Consider the following 15843-nt stretch of genomic DNA (forward strand, 5'->3'; position numbering starts at 1 on the left):
CGACCCAGGCCGATGCTCGCGCGGTGCGTCGATCACCGCGTCGACCCGGCGGCGCCACCCTGCAGGTCGGGGTGGCGGTGCTGTGGTTGTCCCTTATCGTGTTGCTGCCGCTGGCCGCGATCGTGTGGACATCGGCCGAAGGTGGGTGGGGCGCGTTCTGGTCGGCGGTCACCTCGCCCTCGGCGCTGGCGTCGTTCCGGGTGACGCTGACCATCTCGATCGGGGTGACCCTGGTCAACGTGGTCTTCGGACTGCTGATCGCCTGGGTTCTGGTTCGCGACGAGTTCCCGCTCAAGCGCGTCGTCGACGCGATCATCGACCTGCCGTTCGCGCTGCCGACGATTGTGGCCAGCCTGGTGCTGCTGTCGTTGTACGGTCCCGGCAGCCCGGTGGGCATCCATATCCAGCACACCGCGTGGGGTGTCGCGCTGGCGTTGGCGTTCGTGACGTTGCCGTTCGTGGTCCGCGCCGTCCAGCCCGTCCTGCTGGAACTCGACCGCGAGGTGGAGGAGGCCGCGGCCTCACTGGGCGCCAACAATCTCACGATCTTCCTCAGGGTCATCCTGCCCGCGCTGGCACCCGCGCTGCTCTCGGGTGCCGGGCTGGCGTTCTCCCGCGCCATCGGCGAGTTCGGGTCGATCGTGCTCATCGGTGGCGCCATCCCCGGCGAGACCGAGGTGTCCTCGCAGTGGATCCGCACGCTCATCGAGAATGACGACCGGGTCGGCGCGGCGGCCATCTCCATCGTGCTGTTGCTGATCTCGTTCGTGATGCTGTTCATCCTGCGCTACTTCGGCGCGCGGGCGGCCAAGCGGGAGGAGTCGGCTCGATGACGCTGTCCCGCCCCGCGCAGCTCATCCTGCGACTGATCGCCGCGCTGTATGTCATCGCGCTGCTGGTGGTCCCGCTGGGGGCGATCCTGTGGCGCGCGCTCGCGCCCGGGGTGGGGGACTTCTTCGCCTCGATCTCCACCCCCGCCGCGCAGTCCGCCCTGCAGCTGTCGCTGCTGGTGGTCGCGATCGTGGTGCCGCTGAACGTCGTCTTCGGGGTGCCGACGGCCATCGTGCTGGCCCGGCGCAAGTTCCGCGGCAAGAACGCCCTGCAGGCGGCGATCGACCTGCCGTTCGCGGTGTCGCCGGTCGTCATCGGTGTCGCTCTGATCGTGCTGTGGGGCAGCGCCGGTCTGTTCGGGTTCGTGGAGAACAGCTGGGGTTTGAAGATCATCTTCGGCTTTCCCGGCATCGTGCTGGCCAGTCTGTTCGTGACGATCCCGTTCGTGATCCGTGAGGTCGAGCCGGTGCTGCACGAGGTCGGCACCGATCAGGAGGAGGCGGCGGCCACCCTCGGTGCCAACTGGTGGCAGACGTTCTGGCGCATCACGTTGCCGTCCATCCGGTGGGGGCTGACCTACGGCGTGGTGCTGACCGTGGCCCGCACTCTCGGCGAGTTCGGTGCCGTGCTGATGGTGTCGTCCAATCTGCCCGGCCAGTCGCAGACGCTGACCCTGTTGGTGCACGACCGCTACACCCTCGGTAACCCCTACGGCGCCTACACGATCTCGGTGGTGTTGATGGCGGTCGCGCTAATCGTGTTGGTGGCGCAGATCGTGTTTGACGCCCAACGTTCGCGCGTCAAGACTGAGGACTGAAGGAGATATCGGAGATGACCGAAACTGCCATTGCGGTCAAGGGCGCGAACAAGCACTACGGCGAGTTCGCGGCCCTGGACAATATCGACTTCGTGGTGCCCAAGGGCTCGCTGACCGCTCTGCTGGGGCCCAGCGGCTCGGGAAAATCGACCCTGCTGCGCGCCATCGCCGGCCTCGATCAGCCCGATACCGGGTCGATCACCATCAACGGCCGCGATGTCACGGGGGTGCCGCCGCAGCAGCGTGGCATCGGCTTCGTGTTCCAGCATTACGCCGCGTTCAAACACCTCACGGTGCGCGATAACGTCGCGTTCGGTCTGTCCATCCGCAAGAAGCCCAAGAGCGAGATCAAGGAGAAGGTCGACAACCTGCTCGAGGTCGTCGGTCTGGCCGGTTTCCAGACCCGTTACCCCGCCCAGCTCTCCGGCGGGCAGCGCCAGCGCATGGCCCTGGCCCGGGCGCTGGCTGTCGATCCCGAGGTGCTACTGCTCGACGAGCCGTTCGGGGCGCTGGACGCCAAGGTGCGCGAGGATCTGCGGGCCTGGCTGCGCCGACTGCACGACGAGGTGCACGTCACCACGGTGCTGGTCACCCACGACCAGTCCGAGGCGCTCGATGTCGCCGACCGGATCGCGGTGCTCAACAAGGGCCGCATCGAGCAGGTCGGCTCACCGACCGAGGTCTACGACGAGCCGGCCAATCCGTTCGTCATGTCGTTTCTCGGCACGGTGTCGCTGCTGAACGGGAACCTGGTGCGCCCGCACGACATCCGCGTCGGCCGCAATCCCGATATGGCCATCGCCGCCGGCGACGGGACCGCCGAGTCGACCGGGGTCACCAGGGCCACCATCGACCGGGTCGTGACACTGGGCTTCGAGGTGCGCGTCGAACTGATCAGCTCGGTCAACGGCACCCCGTTCACCGCGCAGATCACCCGGGGTGACGCCGAAGCCCTGGGGCTACGCGCCGGCGACACCGTCTACGTACGGGCCACCCGGGTGCCGGCCATCGCCGGCGAACGGCCGAACGCCGAGCCGCGCGCCGAGGCGCTCACCTAGAGCGGCGCCAGCCGGTCGGCCCACGGCGACGCCTCTTCGAGTTGCGCGGCGAGCCGGATCAACAGGGCCTCCCCGGCCAACGGCGCCACGAATTGCACGCCCAGCGGCAGGCCGTCGTCGGTCCAGTGCATCGGCAGGCTGATCGCGGGGCGCCCGGTGAGGTTGGCCAGCTGCGTATAGGGCACCCAGCCGAGGTTCTTGTCGACCATGTCGTCGACGATCTTGGTGTGCCGCAACAGTTTTGCAGTGCGGGTCTTGAGCAGCACATCCGCGCCCCTGGCCAGCGCGGCCGGCAGCTCGAACTCGCCGATCCGGGGTGGCGGGGTGGCCAGAGTGGGGGTGAGCAGCAGATCGTAGGTTTGGAAGTAGGTGCTCAGCCTGCGGGTGTGTTCGTGGCGGCGCTGCACCGCGTCGACGTAGGCGACACTGCTGGTGGCCCGACCGAGGGCGGCCATGATCAGGGTGTCACGTTCGAAGGCGTCATCGCCGGCGCCGGACCGGCGTTTGGCCTCATCGACTTCGTAGGCGATGTACACGAACCAGGTGAGCAGGAACTCGCGTGCCAGCTCGGCGTCGTCGAACGGGGCGGTGGGGAGTTCCTCCACATGGTGGCCGAGATCGGTGAGCACCCGCACCGCATTCTCGACCGCGGCGTATGCCTCGCGGTGCGGTGTCGGGGTGATCGCCGAGGGCACCCGCACGCCGATCCGCAGCGTGCCGGGGTGCTGCCCGACGACGGATGCGTACGTCGCCGGCGCCGGCGCCGGCACATACGGCCCGAACGGCTCGCCGCCGGCGATGACGTCGAGCATGGCGGCGGTGTCGCGGACCGTGCGCGACACCACGCCCTGCACCGCGGCGCCGTGCATGAACTCGGACTGGCCGGGACCCATCGGCGTCACCCCGCGCCCGGGCTTGAGGCCGACGAGCCCGCAGCAGGCGGCCGGGATCCGGGTCGACCCGCCGCCGTCGTTGGCACCCGCACATGGCACGATGCCCGCGGCGACCGCGGCCGCCGAACCGCCCGAGGAGCCGCCGGGCGTGTGCGCGAGGTTCCACGGATTGCGTGCGGGTCCCCAGAGTGCCGGTTCGGAGATGGCCTTCGCGCCGAACTCGGGCAGATTCGTCTTCCCGAAGATCACCAGACCGGCATCGATCCAGCGCTGTACCACGGTGGCGTGTTCGGTGGTTGCGACGTCTTTGAGTGCCCGCGATCCGCCGGAACTCGGCAGCCCGGCGTAGTCCTGGGCGAGGTCCTTGATCAGGAAGGGCACGCCGGCGAACGGGCCGGTCAGGTCGTCGGTGGGAGCGGCCGGGACATCGCGGACGATGGCATTGATCTTCGGGTTCACCGCGGCGGCACGTTCGGTGGCCAGCGTGAGCAACTCCGAGGCCCGTACCTGCTTGTCGGCCACCAGCTTCGCCAGGCCGGTCGCGTCATGGCTGCGGTACTCGTCGAACCTCATGACGCCAGACTAGGGGAGGCTCCCGTCGGTGACGTGTGCTTGCCCGTTCCGGCCGGTCAGGCCGCGGCGGACAGCGCCAGCGCGGCGTCGAAACGGTCCAGTACCGTCTCGGCCACCAATCGGTGCGCACCGAGCGGTGCGGCCATGGGGATGCCTTGGGACACAGCGAAATCCGCGACCCGGTCGGTGATCTTGCCGTGTGCCAGAAACCACGGCGCGATGACGACGCGGTCGGCGCCGAGTCGGCGCAGTCGGTGCACCGCGGACGGCAGCGACGGTTTCGGTCCGGTGGCGAAGGCCGAGGTGACCCCGATCCACCGGGTGTCGACCGCGACGGCGGATGCCACCGTCGAGGTACGCGCATTCGCCTGTGCCCGCGACGAACCGACCGCGGTCACGATCACGCCGACATCCGAATCCTGTGCGGCCACACCGGCTTCGGCGATCCGGCGGCGCAACACCGCGATCAACTGATCATCCTCGCCGAGCACCTCGGCTTGCAGCGCCCGCACCCCGCTGGCGTCGATCATCGCCGGGATGTCACTGCGTGCGTGATAGGCGTCCGCCAACAACAGTGGCGTGACCACGGCGCGGTCGCCGATCTCACGCAACACGTCCACCAGGTTGGGCGTGCTCTGCTCGCAGAACGCGGGCAGCACGTCCAGTCCCGGCCGCAGCCTACGGATCGTCTCGGCCACCGCATGCGTGGTCGCCGCCGAGCGTGGATCGGCGCTGCCGTGCGCGGTGAGCACCAGGACCGGCGCGCTCACCGCGACCTCACGATGCGTGCAGACCGCATTCCGTCTTCGCCTGGCCGGCCCACCGGCCACTGCGCGGGTCGGCACCCGCGATCGGCTTGCTGGTGCACGGTGCGCAACCGATCGACGGGTACCCCTCGTACACCAGCGGATTGACCAGGATGTCGTTGGCGTCGATATAGGCCTGCATGTCCTCGTCGCTCCACGCGGCGATGGGATTGATCTTCACCAGGCCGAACGCGGCGTCCCAGCTGATCAGCGGTGCGTTGGCCCGGGTCGGCGCCTCGACACGGCGGATGCCGGTCACCCAGGCCGAGTACCCGCGCAGCGCCTTGCCCAGCGGCTCGACCTTGCGCATCCGGCAGCAGGCCGCGGCATCGCGGGCGAACAGGTCCTTGCCGTGCAGCTCATCCTGGCGGGCGACGCTGTTCTCGGGGGAGACGTTCACCACATGCACGTCGTAGACGGCCTCGACGGCGTCGCGGGTGCCGATGGTCTCCGCGAAGTGATACCCGGTGTCCAGGAACAGCACGTCGACCCCGGGCCGCACCGTGGCGGCCATCTGTACCAGGACCGCGTCCTGCATGTTCGACGCCACGATGTAGTTATCGCCGAAGTTCTCGTCGGTCCAGCGCAGCAGGTCTTCGGCCGACGCATCGGCCAGCTCCGCCGCGCCACGTTCGGCCAGCGCCTTCAGGTCGAGCTCGGTCCTCGTGTCAGTCATCGTTACCTCAAATCCGCGTCATCGGCGCGTACCGCCCACTGAGCGAAACGCTCGCCGTCCTCGCGTTGTTTCACGAAATTCCGGACAACCCGCTCGATGTAGTCACCGAGCTCGGTGGCGAGCACCTTGTGCTGGCGCAGCTTGCGGCCGAAGCCGCTGTCCAGGCCCAGGCTGCCGCCCAGGTGCACCTGGAAACCCTCTTCGGGCCCGTTGCCCTCGTCGACCATCTGGCCCTTGAAGCCGATATCGGCGACCTGGATGCGCGCGCACGAGTTCGGGCAGCCGTTGATGTTGATGGTGACCGGCACGTCGAGCTGGGCGTTGAGGTCCTCCAGCCGCTTCTCCAGCTCGGGGACCAGCACCTGGGAACGGCTGCGGGTCTCGGCGAAGCTGAGCTTGCAGAACTCGATGCCGGTGCAGGCCATCAGGTTGCGCCGCCAGTGCGACGGGGTGGACGGCAGGCCCAGCGCATCCAGGCCGGCGCGCAGCGCGTCGAGTTTCTCGTCGGGGACATCGAGGATGATCAGCTTCTGGTACGGCGTGAACCGGATCCGGTCGCTGCCCACGGACTCGGCAAGGTCGGCCACCTTGGTCAAGATGGTGCCCGAGACGCGGCCCGCGATCGGCGAGACGCCGACGGCATTGAGACCGTTCTTGAGCTTCTGCACCCCGACATGGTCGATCGGTCGGGTCACCGGTGTGGGCGCCGGACCGTCGATGAGCGGCCGCTTCAGGTACTCGGTTTCCAGAACCTCGCGGAATTTTTGGACGCCCCAGTCCTTGATCAGGAACTTCAACCGCGCCTTGGACCGCAACCGGCGGTAACCGTAGTCGCGGAAGACGCTGACCACGCCCTCCCACACGTCGGGCACCTCGGCCAGCGGCACCCAGGCGCCGACCCGCTGGCCCAGCATCGGGTTGGTGGACAGGCCGCCACCGACCCACAGGTCGAAGCCGGGCCCGTGCTCGGGGTGATTGACGCCGATGAACGCGACGTCGTTGACCTCGTGCACGACATCCTGCAGACCGGAGATGGCGGTCTTGAACTTGCGCGGCAGGTTCGAATACTCCGGCTTGCCGACGTAGCGCTTGACGATTTCGTCGACCGCCGGGGTGCCGTCGATCACTTCGTCGAGCGACTCGCCGGCCAGCGGCGAGCCGAGCACCACCCGGGGGCAATCGCCGCACGCCTCGGTGGTCTGCAGGCCGACCTGGTCGAGCCGGCGCCAGATCTCGGGCATGTCCTTGACGTCGATCCAGTGGTACTGGATGTTCTGCCGGTCGGAGATATCGGCGGTGTCGCGCGCGAACTCGGTGGAGATCCCGCCGAGGGTGCGCAGCGCGGCGGCGGTCAGGGCGCCGCCGTCGCTGCGGACCCGCAGCATGAAGTACTCGTCTTCGAGCATGTCGGTGTTCTCGTCGCCGGTCCAGGTGCCGTCATAGCCGGGCTTGCGCTGGGTGTAGAGGCCCCACCAGCGGAAACGGCCGCGCAGGTCACCCTTGTCGATGGATTCGAAGCCACCGGCGGCGTAGATGTTCTCGATGCGCGTCCGCACGTTGAGCGGGTTGTCGTCCTTCTTGGACTGCTCGTTGGCGTTGAGCGGCTCGCGGTAGCCGAGCGCCCACTGGCCCTCGCCGCGGGGCCGCTTCACCGGCTTGGCCGGCTTGTCGGCGGGTTTTGACACGGTATCGGTCATGTTGTCGGGCTCCTTGTCGGAGGAGCGGCACGTGAATCGCGCGATTCGCCGGGGGCTGGCCGGCGGCGCAGATCCGGCGGCCAGCTCACTGTATTGGCGGGCAGATTCCGTAATCGACGCAGGTCAGGACAGACAACAACAGCTGCAGATGCGCTTTAGGTCGACATGCCGCCGGACCACGAGCGCAATGCTGGTGGAGCTATCGACGGCGGCGGTCACGTCCGCCATTCTGCCACGGCTGCGTCCACCTGCCCTAACCGGACCAGATTTGGGCTCAGGGTGAGCGCAACAGGGTCTGGGACAATGCGGTCATGCGCAGTGACGGCCCCTTCGGCATCTACATCCACGTGCCGTTCTGCGCGACCCGCTGCGGATACTGCGACTTCAACACCTACACACCGGCCGAACTTGGGGGCGCCACCCCCGACGGCTGGCTGGCGGCCGTGCGGGTCGAGTTGGAGCTCGCTGCCCGCCGCGTCGGTGCCCGGCCGGTGGACACGGTGTTCGTCGGCGGGGGGACACCCACGATGCTCGGGGCTGACGGATTGGTGGCGGTGCTGGCGGCGGTGCAGGAGCGGTTCGAGCTGGCACCCGATGCCGAGGTGACCACCGAGGCCAACCCGGAGTCCAGCTCCCCGGAGCTGTTCGCCCGGTTACGCGCGGCCGGTTTCACCCGCATCTCGCTGGGCATGCAGTCGGCCGCCACGCACGTATTGAAGGTGCTCGACCGGGTGCATTCGGCGGGGCGGGCCCCGGCCGCCGCAATGGAGGCCCGCGCCGCAGGGTTCGAGCACGTCAACCTGGACCTGATCTACGGCACACCCGGCGAGACCGACGATGACCTGTTGCGGTCGATCGAGACCGCGCTGGGGGCCGGTATCGACCACATTTCGGCCTACGCACTGATCGTCGAGGACGGGACCGCACTGGCCCGCCGGGTACGCCGGGGTGAACTTCCGGCACCCGACAACGACGTGCTGGCCGACCGCTACGAACTCCTGGACGCGCAGCTGTCGGCGGCCGGCCTGCACTGGTACGAGGTGTCCAACTGGAGCCGCCCCGGCGGCGAATGCCGGCACAACCTCGGCTACTGGGACGGCGGGCACTGGTGGGGTGCCGGTCCTGGTGCGCACAGCTTCCTCGGCGCGACACGCTGGTGGAACATCAAGCACCCCAACGCCTATGCCCAGGCGCTCGGCGAGGGCCGGCTGCCGGTGGCCGATTCCGAGGAGCTCGACGAGTCGGCCCGGCACATCGAGGACGTGATGCTGCGGATGCGGCTGCGCAGCGGCCTGCCGCGCGGCCTGCTCACTGCACCCGAACGGCGCCGTGCCGATACCGCGCTCACCGACGGACTGCTGGTCGCCGCCGCGGACCGGCTGGTGCTCACCGACCGGGGCCGGTTGCTGGCCGATGCGGTGGTGCGTGACCTGCTCGACGACTGAGCTCAGCCGCAGGACACGCCGACCTCCTCGGCCTGATCGGAACCCGAATGCTCTTGTGGTGTAAGCATTTCCACGATCTTGGCGGTGACCGCCGCCGCGGTCGGATGCTCCCACAACAGCGTCGGTGGCAGCGCGAGTCCGGTCTTGCGCTCCAGTTGCCGGCGCAGTGCGACGGTCATGATCGAGTCGACGCCGATCTCGGCCAGCGGTAGCCGCGGGTCGACATCGTCACCGGGCAAACCGAGTTCGGCGGCCACGGTGGTGAGCACCAGCTCGGCCACCCACGTCGCGGTGTCCACATCGTCGCGCCCGAGCGGCAACTGCAGACCAGCCAGCCCGTCGGCGTCCTCGTCCTCGCTCGGGGCGATGTCGGCGAGCATCGGTACCGAGGCGGCGTCGGCGGTCACCGGCAGCACGACGATATGGGCCTGATCGGCCCGCACCGCCAGGTCCAGTGCGCGCATCGCGTCGTCGGCGCCCACCGTGCCCATCCCCAGCGCGGACAGCTGCGCCGCGACAAAGCTTGACGCCGAACCCATTCCGAGTCCGCGCCAGGCGGTCCAGGCCACCGCCGTGGTGCGGTCACCGAGGCTGCGGCGGTGCTGTGCGAAGCTGTCGAGGAACGCGTTCGCGCAGGCGTAGGCGCCCTGGCCGGGGAAGCCCGCCAGGTATCCACAGGACGAGAACAGCACCAGCCAGTCCAGCTCGCCGGGCGGGAACACCTCATGCAGGGTGAGCGTGCCATCCACCTTGGGGCGCATGGCTTTTGCGAAATCCTCCGCGGTGCTGCCGGTCAGTAGCGCGCCGGCCTCCACGCCGGCGGCATGCACCACGCCGCGCACCGGCGGCAGGTCGGACAGGGTCGCGCGCAGCGCCTCGGCCGCACCGGGTGCGGCGATGTCGACGGCCGCCACCCGCACCGACACGCCGCGTTCCTCCAGCGACAGGATGGTGCGGATCGGCTCCTGGTCGGGGACCCAGGACGCCCGGTCGGCGAGACCGCTGCGGGACACCAGCACGATGCGCCGGGCCCCCAGATCGGCCAGTCGGGCGGCGACGCGCACACCCAGGGCGCCGGTGCCGCCGGTGATCAGATAGGTGCCTGCCGGCGAACAGGACAGGGTGGTTCGCCTGCTCGACTCGGCCGGGGCCAGGCGCGCGGTCAGGGCGATATCGTCGCGGACCACGACGACACCATGACCGCCCAGTGATCCGAGCACGCCGACCGGCAGGCTGTCATCGGCGGTGTCCAGGACGCCGCCCCACAGCCCGGGGTGCTCGGCCGCCGCGACGCGGGACAGGCCCCACAGCGGTGAGCCGCCGATGTCGCTGCCCTCGTACACGCCCCGGGTCAGTGCCCACAGTTGCGCCGGTGCAGCACGTTCCAGCAGTACGGTGAGGCTCTCGTGCACCCGCAGGACGGTGTCGAGGGGAGCGTCGCCGGGGTGCGGAAGCACCAGGACGACCGCGCCGGCGCTCAGTGAAGCCGGGATCTCCTCGGCCGATCGGCACAACCGGTGGTCCACGTCAGCGGCGGCGAGATCCCGCATGCACCAGGCCAGTGTCTCGGCATCGCCGCCGACCAGGATCACCTGCGCGGGTGTGGTGGCCTGCCACGGGGTCGGATGCCACTGCAGCTGTTGCATCATGCGGCTGACATCGTTGCCGCCGGGGTTCTCCAGCTGATCGAAGAACATGCCGTCGATCGCACCGACCACCGTGCCGTCGGCGTCGGCGATCGTGACATCGGCGACCGTGCTGCCGGTACCGCGGCGAATATGCAGGAATGCCACCGGGACCGGCGCGCCGCGCAGCGCCACCCGGTCGATGCGGGCGGGCATCCGCAACCGCAGCGGGCTGTCGAACACCGTCGAGGCCGCTGAGGTCGCGGCGTCCAGCAGACCGGCCCAGGTGTCCGGGGTGGTGCCGTCGGGTTCGACGCGCACCACGGCCAGCATCTCGCCGTCACCACGGCGCAGTTCGGTGATCTCCCAAGGGAATCCCATGGCCGTCACGCCCAGCTCGGCGAGCGTGTCCACGACGTGTCCGGCGGCCTGCACCGTGCTGCAACGGCGGCGCACCCCGGCGATGTCGATGGCCGGCAGCGGGGTCTGTGCGGCGGATGCGACGGCCGTGCAATGGGTGAGCCAGCCCCCGCCGTCGGCATCGGTGCCGGTCGCGGTGTCCTCGATCCGGGAGGCCAGCGCCAGCGCCCGGTCCTGCAGCACGACCTGCACCGACCGGGCCCGCCCCGGTGCCACCGGGGTGCGCAGCCGTACGTCAACGATTTCGCTGCCCGCAGCGGTGGCGATGTCGCTGCCCGCAGCGGTGGCGATCTCGCTGCCCGCAGCGGTGGCGATCTCGCCACCGGCGGCATTGAGGAACGTGTTGAGCAGCACTGCGGCCGGGATGATCTCGGTGCCTTGGACCGGGTGATCGCCCGGATAGGGCCGGGTGTCCATGTCGAGCTGGGTCTGCCACACCTTGGCAGGCACCGCGGCGGTCACCTCGAGGCGCCCCCCGAGCAGGGTGTTGGTCTGCGGGTCGTGCACCGCACCACCGCCCGGCGGTGCGGCGGGGGTGCGCCAGAACCGGCGATGCTGCCACTGGGTGCCGGGAAGATCGTGCGCCCAGCCGGTATGCGACGGGCCGAGCCGCACCGGTGCGCCGTGGCAGTGCAGTGCGGCCATCGTGGTGGTGACCGAGCGCACCTCCGGCATGTTGCGGCGGTGCAGCGGCAGCACCGCGTACTCGTCGAGACCGGCCGCGGTGAGGGTGTCGACGATGGAGTGGCTGACCACCGGGTGCGGGGCGATCTCCAGGAACAGCCGGTGCCCGTCCTCGGCGGCGGCGGTCACGGCTTCGGTGAACCGGACCCGACCGCGCAGGTTGGCCACCCAGTAGTCGCCGTCCCGTGGGGCCGCCGACCGCGGGTCGGCCATGGCCGTGCTGTAGAGCGGAATGCGCGCAGGCCGCGGGGACAACGCGCCGGTGAGCCGGGCCAGTTCGCCGGTCAGGGCGTCCATTGCCGGGCTGTGGAACGCGACATCGGTGTTCACCGCGCGGGTCACGATGCCCTGTGCCGACCATTCGGCGGCGATGGCCCGCACCGCGTCGGCGGTGCCGGAGATGACCGTCGATTCCGGCGCCGCGCTGATCGCGGCGACGACCTGGTGTTGGCCGGCCAGGCGTTGCTCGGCGTCGGCGAACGACAGCGCAACCAGCGCCATCGCTCCCGCGCCCTGCACGGAACGGAAACCGCGGGCCCGGTAGCAGGCGATCCGCGCGCCGTCGGCCAGATCGAAGACGCCGGCGATGACGCAGGCGGCGACCTCGCCGACGGAGTGCCCGATCACCGCGGCCGGCGCCGCACCACGGGAGCGCAGCACCGCCGCCAGCCCGACCTGCATCGCGAAGGTCAGGGCCTGCACCTGATCGGTGCCGCCGTGCTCGCCGCCGGCCAGCGCCGCGCGGGCGGAGAAGCCGAGTTCGTCACCGAATACCGGGTCGATGGCATCGATGACGGCGGCGAATTCGGGTTCCTCGCGCAGCAGCTCGGCGCCCATGCCCACCCAGTGCGAGCCGTGTCCGGAACACACCCAGACCGCCCCGGCACCGGCGCCGGGTACCACCGAGCCGGTGGCCACCGAGGAGTGCCGCTCACCGCCGGCCAACGCGTCCAGGCCGACGATGAGTTCCTTGTGATCCGCGGCGATGACGGCCGCGCGCACCGGCTCGTGGGACCGCCGCGACCACAGGGTGCCCGCGACATCGGCCAGTGACTCGTGCGCGGACCGCAGATGGTCGCCGAGCGCCTCGGCGTTGGCCGACAGCCGCGACGGTGATCGGCCGGAGATCGGAACAACGTGATACGCCGAGGCTTTCGCTGCCTCGGTGGGTGCCGGCAGCGGCGCCTCTTCGAGCAGGACATGCGCGATGGTGCCGCCGTAGCCGTAGCTGCACACCGCGGCGCGGCGGGGCGCCTCGCCGCGCGGCCAACTTTCGGTTTCGGTGTTGACCCGCAGCCCGTTGGTGGCCCAGTCCACCGCGGTGGTGGGAGTCTGCACGCCGGCGGTCGGCGGGATCGCCTCGTGGTGCAGCGCCAGCGCGGCCTTGATCAGGCCGACCACTCCGGCGCCGCCCTCCAGGTGCCCGGTGTTCGGTTTGACCGAGCCGACCACGCAGGGCCGGTCCGCGCGGCCGGCGCCGTACACCGCGGACAACGCGGTCAGTTCGACGGGGTCACCGGTCGGGGTGCCGGTCCCGTGCGCCTCCACGAAATCGATGCCGGCCGGGTCGATACCGGCGGTGCGGCAGGTCATCCGGAACATCTGCTCCTGTGCCGCACCGTTGGGCGACATGATGCCGACGGTCCTGCCGTCCTGGGCGACGGCCCCGCCGCGCACGACGGCCAGCACCCGGTCGTGGTCGCGCTGCGCGTCGGCCAGCCGTTTGAGCACCACCACCGCGGCACCTTCACCGCGGCCGTAGCCGTCGGCGGACTCGTCGAAGGATTTGCACCGCCCGTCCGGGGCGGTGGCCCCGGCGACGTCCAGCACCCGGGTCAGGCCGGGTCCGATCAAGGCGCTGACGCCGCCGGCCAGGGCCAGCGCGGTCTCGCCGGCGCGCAGCAGCTGGCAGGCCTGATGCACGGCGACCAGGGAGGCCGCGCAGGCGGCGTCCAGCGCGACGCTGGGGCCACGCAGATCGAGCAGGTGGGAGACCCGGTTGGCGATACCGCACAGCGCGGTGCCGATCCCGGTCCAGGCCTCGATTCCGGGGAGGTCCTCCATGACGAGTTTGCCGTAGTCGTCGGAGTTCACGCCCATCAGCACCGCGGTGTCGCTGCCGGCCAGTGAACGCGGCGGCACGCCGGCGTGTTCGAGGGCCTCCCAGCTGACTTCCAGGGCCAGCCGCTGCTGCGGGTCCATGAGTTCGGCCTCGCGCGGGGACACCCCGAAGAACTCGGCGTCGAAACCCGGCAGGTCGGAAAGGAAGCTGCCGCTGCGTGTGGTCGCCTTCAGGATCGCGGCATTGCGGGGGTCCCTGCGCAGATATGGTTCCCACCGATCGGCGGGAACTTCACCGACGGCGCTGTCGCCGTCGAGCAGGAATCGCCAGAAGTCCGCCGGGGAGTTGACATCACCGGCGAGCCGGCATCCGATACCGACGATGGCGATCGGTTCCAGGGTGGGTTCCTGGTTATGCGTCACGGCTGCGAATCCTCTTCACATGATCGGTGTTTACACAGATCGTGGCACGCGACGACGCTCGGTGGCGGGCTACCTGTTGTGCCTTCGGGCACACTGGTCGCTGAGATCGCAAGCGGATCAACGGATCAACGTTCACGACGACCCCAGCAGGGCGATGATCTGCTTTTTGTCGACCTTGCCGACCGCGGTCTTGGGAAGCGACGGTAGCCCGGCCAGCATGTCCGGCTTGGCGTGCGAGGACACGCCGCGGCTGTCCAGGAAGCCGTGCAGCTCTGCCAGCGTCAGCTCCTTGCCGGAGAAAACGACTGCGGCACATATTTTTTCGCCGAGATACTCATCGGGAAGAGCCACCGCGGCCGCGGCGTAGATACCCGGATGAGCGAACAGGTGCTCTTCCAGGTCCGAAGCCGACACCGTCTCACCGCCCCGGTGGATGACGTCCTTGATGCGTCCGGTCACCTCGACGTGGCCGGCCAGTGGGCCGTCGGCGAAGATCCGCACCCGGTCCCCGGAGCGGTAGTGGCCCTGGGCGCTGAACGAGCGCGCGTTGGCTTCCTCGGCGCGGTAGTACCCGTTGATGGTGTTGGGTCCCCGCACCAGCAGTTCGCCCTCTTCACCCGGGGCCACGGCATCGCCGTGCTCGTCGACCACGAGCATCTCGTCGTGCGGGGACATCGGACGGCCCTGGGTGTGCAACAGCACCTCAACCGGGTCACCCGGACGGGTGAAGTTCAGCATTCCCTCGGCCATCCCGAAGATCTGGGACAGCCCCGGGGTGAGGTTGTCCAGGATGAACCTGGCCTCCTCGGCGGTCATCCGCGACCCACCCACCTGGACCACCCGCAGCGAGGTGGGCAGCACCGGCTCCCAGTCGCAGGCCTGCGCCCAGACCTTGGCCAGCGCGTTGACCAGGCCCGTCACCGTCACGTGGTGCTTGTCGATGAGGGCGAACGCGTTCTCCGGGCTCGGGTCGTCGGTGAACACCGTGGGGGCGCCGACGGTCATCGCGCCGAGCAGTCCGGGGCAGGCGAGCGGGAAGTTGTGCCCAGCCGGCAGCGCGACGAGGTAGGTGTCATCGCTGGTCATCCGGTACTCCCGGGCCGATGCAACGGCCGTGTAGACGTAGTCGTCGTGGGTCCGCGCGATCAGTTTGGGCAGCCCGGTGGTGCCACCGGAGACCAGCAGCAGCGCGGGTGCGGCCGGGTCGAACTGCCCGCGTACCGGCGCAGTCGCCGGCCCGTCGGCACCCGGATCGGTCAGCGCCGACCACGGGAGGTACCCACCCGGGTCGCCGTCGACGATCACGTGACGCAGCTGCGGGTGGTCTCGCTGCAGTTGGGCTGCCATCGCGCGAAAGTCGAAACCGGCTGCGGTATCGGTGATCACGAGACCGACCGCGCCGCTGATGCCGGCGAAGTGGCTCAGTTCGGCAGACCGGTGGCCCGACAGACACATCACCGGCACCACGCCGGCGCGCAGCAGGCCGAAGAACGCGACGGCGAACTCGGTGGTGTTCGGTAGCTGCAGCAGCACCCGGTCGCCGGCCTGCAGTCCCCGTGCGGCCAACCGCGCGGCCACCCGGTCGGCGACGGCGTCCAGTTCGGCGAAGGTATAGCTGCGCTGCGCATCGACAATCGCGGTGACCTCGGGCCACCGGGCCGCCGCATTGCTGAGAATCGAGTCCAGTGGTTGCCCGGTCCAATAGCCCGCGTGCCGGTAGGTGGCGGCGCGATCGGCCGGGAAAGGGACAAAACCGTCGGTCAGATCGCCCTGTCCCTGCGAAAAACCCGTGCTCATGCTGGAGAAACCGTCCCTCTGGGTAGGTGCGTTGCCG

10 protein-coding genes are annotated in these 15843 nt (G+C 69.7%); 4 read left to right on the plus strand and 6 right to left on the minus strand.

Features of this window, described 5'->3' with window-relative positions; all coding sequences use genetic code 11:
* Positions 1 to 23: 23 nt before the first annotated feature.
* The 3 genes from cysT to A7U43_RS12625 are packed head-to-tail and all read left to right on the plus strand — an operon-like array spanning position 24 to position 2706.
* Positions 24 to 833, plus strand: coding sequence for a sulfate ABC transporter permease subunit CysT (gene cysT, locus A7U43_RS12615; protein ID WP_418287695.1), 810 nt, complete (start codon positions 24 to 26; stop codon positions 831 to 833).
* Entirely contained in the window at positions 830 to 1648 is an 819-nt protein-coding gene (cysW, locus tag A7U43_RS12620) for a sulfate ABC transporter permease subunit CysW (RefSeq protein ID WP_067995478.1), read from the plus strand. The genes cysT and cysW overlap by 4 nt, the downstream gene beginning before the upstream one ends.
* Before the next feature lie 14 nt (positions 1649 to 1662).
* Complete coding sequence (locus A7U43_RS12625) at positions 1663 to 2706, plus strand: sulfate/molybdate ABC transporter ATP-binding protein (protein ID WP_156525901.1); 1044 nt, start codon at positions 1663 to 1665, stop codon at positions 2704 to 2706.
* Here A7U43_RS12625 and A7U43_RS12630 read toward each other — a convergent pair.
* Genes A7U43_RS12630 through A7U43_RS12645 form a run of 4 tightly spaced genes read right to left on the minus strand, consistent with a single transcriptional unit; the run spans position 2703 to position 7351 of the window.
* A complete protein-coding gene (locus tag A7U43_RS12630) occupies positions 2703 to 4172 on the minus strand; it encodes an amidase (RefSeq protein ID WP_067995488.1) in 1470 nt (489 codons plus the stop codon). The genes A7U43_RS12625 and A7U43_RS12630 overlap by 4 nt on opposite strands.
* Before the next feature lie 56 nt (positions 4173 to 4228).
* Positions 4229 to 4942: a sirohydrochlorin chelatase gene (locus A7U43_RS12635; protein WP_197500003.1), complete on the minus strand. Its 714-nt coding sequence runs from the start codon at positions 4940 to 4942 to the stop codon at positions 4229 to 4231.
* 7 nt (positions 4943 to 4949) lie between these two features.
* Positions 4950 to 5654: a phosphoadenylyl-sulfate reductase gene (locus A7U43_RS12640; protein WP_067995490.1), complete on the minus strand. Its 705-nt coding sequence runs from the start codon at positions 5652 to 5654 to the stop codon at positions 4950 to 4952.
* 2 nt (positions 5655 to 5656) lie between these two features.
* Positions 5657 to 7351: a nitrite/sulfite reductase gene (locus tag A7U43_RS12645; RefSeq protein WP_067995493.1), complete on the minus strand. Its 1695-nt coding sequence runs from the start codon at positions 7349 to 7351 to the stop codon at positions 5657 to 5659.
* A gap of 311 nt (positions 7352 to 7662) precedes the next feature.
* Here A7U43_RS12645 and hemW point away from each other — a divergent pair, with 311 nt between their 5' ends.
* Positions 7663 to 8796 (plus strand): radical SAM family heme chaperone HemW, encoded by a 1134-nt coding sequence (hemW, locus tag A7U43_RS12650; RefSeq protein WP_067995505.1) that lies wholly within the window; start codon positions 7663 to 7665, stop codon positions 8794 to 8796.
* A gap of 2 nt (positions 8797 to 8798) precedes the next feature.
* Here hemW and A7U43_RS12655 read toward each other — a convergent pair whose 3' ends face one another.
* Both A7U43_RS12655 and A7U43_RS12660 read right to left on the minus strand, forming a co-directional pair.
* Complete coding sequence (locus A7U43_RS12655; protein ID WP_067995507.1) at positions 8799 to 14009, minus strand: type I polyketide synthase; 5211 nt, start codon at positions 14007 to 14009, stop codon at positions 8799 to 8801.
* Between the two features lie 132 nt (positions 14010 to 14141).
* Entirely contained in the window at positions 14142 to 15806 is a 1665-nt protein-coding gene (locus tag A7U43_RS12660) for a (2,3-dihydroxybenzoyl)adenylate synthase (protein WP_067995510.1), read from the minus strand.
* Between the last annotated feature and the right edge of the window lie 37 nt (positions 15807 to 15843).

It is taken from the genome of Mycobacterium adipatum (assembly GCF_001644575.1).
GTDB classification, from domain to species: domain Bacteria; phylum Actinomycetota; class Actinomycetes; order Mycobacteriales; family Mycobacteriaceae; genus Mycobacterium; species Mycobacterium adipatum.

Bases quoted from the DNA above. Each gene is read 5' to 3' on its own strand.
- A7U43_RS12645 (WP_067995493.1), bottom strand. From the start codon at position 7,351: ATGACCGATACCGTGTCAAAACCCGCCGACAAGCCGGCCAAGCCGGTG.
- A7U43_RS12625 (WP_156525901.1), top strand. From the start codon at position 1,663: ATGACCGAAACTGCCATTGCGGTCAAGGGCGCGAACAAGCACTACGGC.
- cysW (WP_067995478.1), top strand. From the start codon at position 830: ATGACGCTGTCCCGCCCCGCGCAGCTCATCCTGCGACTGATCGCCGCG.
- A7U43_RS12630 (WP_067995488.1), bottom strand. From the start codon at position 4,172: ATGAGGTTCGACGAGTACCGCAGCCATGACGCGACCGGCCTGGCGAAG.
- A7U43_RS12640 (WP_067995490.1), bottom strand. From the start codon at position 5,654: ATGACTGACACGAGGACCGAGCTCGACCTGAAGGCGCTGGCCGAACGT.
- A7U43_RS12660 (WP_067995510.1), bottom strand. From the start codon at position 15,806: ATGAGCACGGGTTTTTCGCAGGGACAGGGCGATCTGACCGACGGTTTT.
- hemW (WP_067995505.1), top strand. From the start codon at position 7,663: ATGCGCAGTGACGGCCCCTTCGGCATCTACATCCACGTGCCGTTCTGC.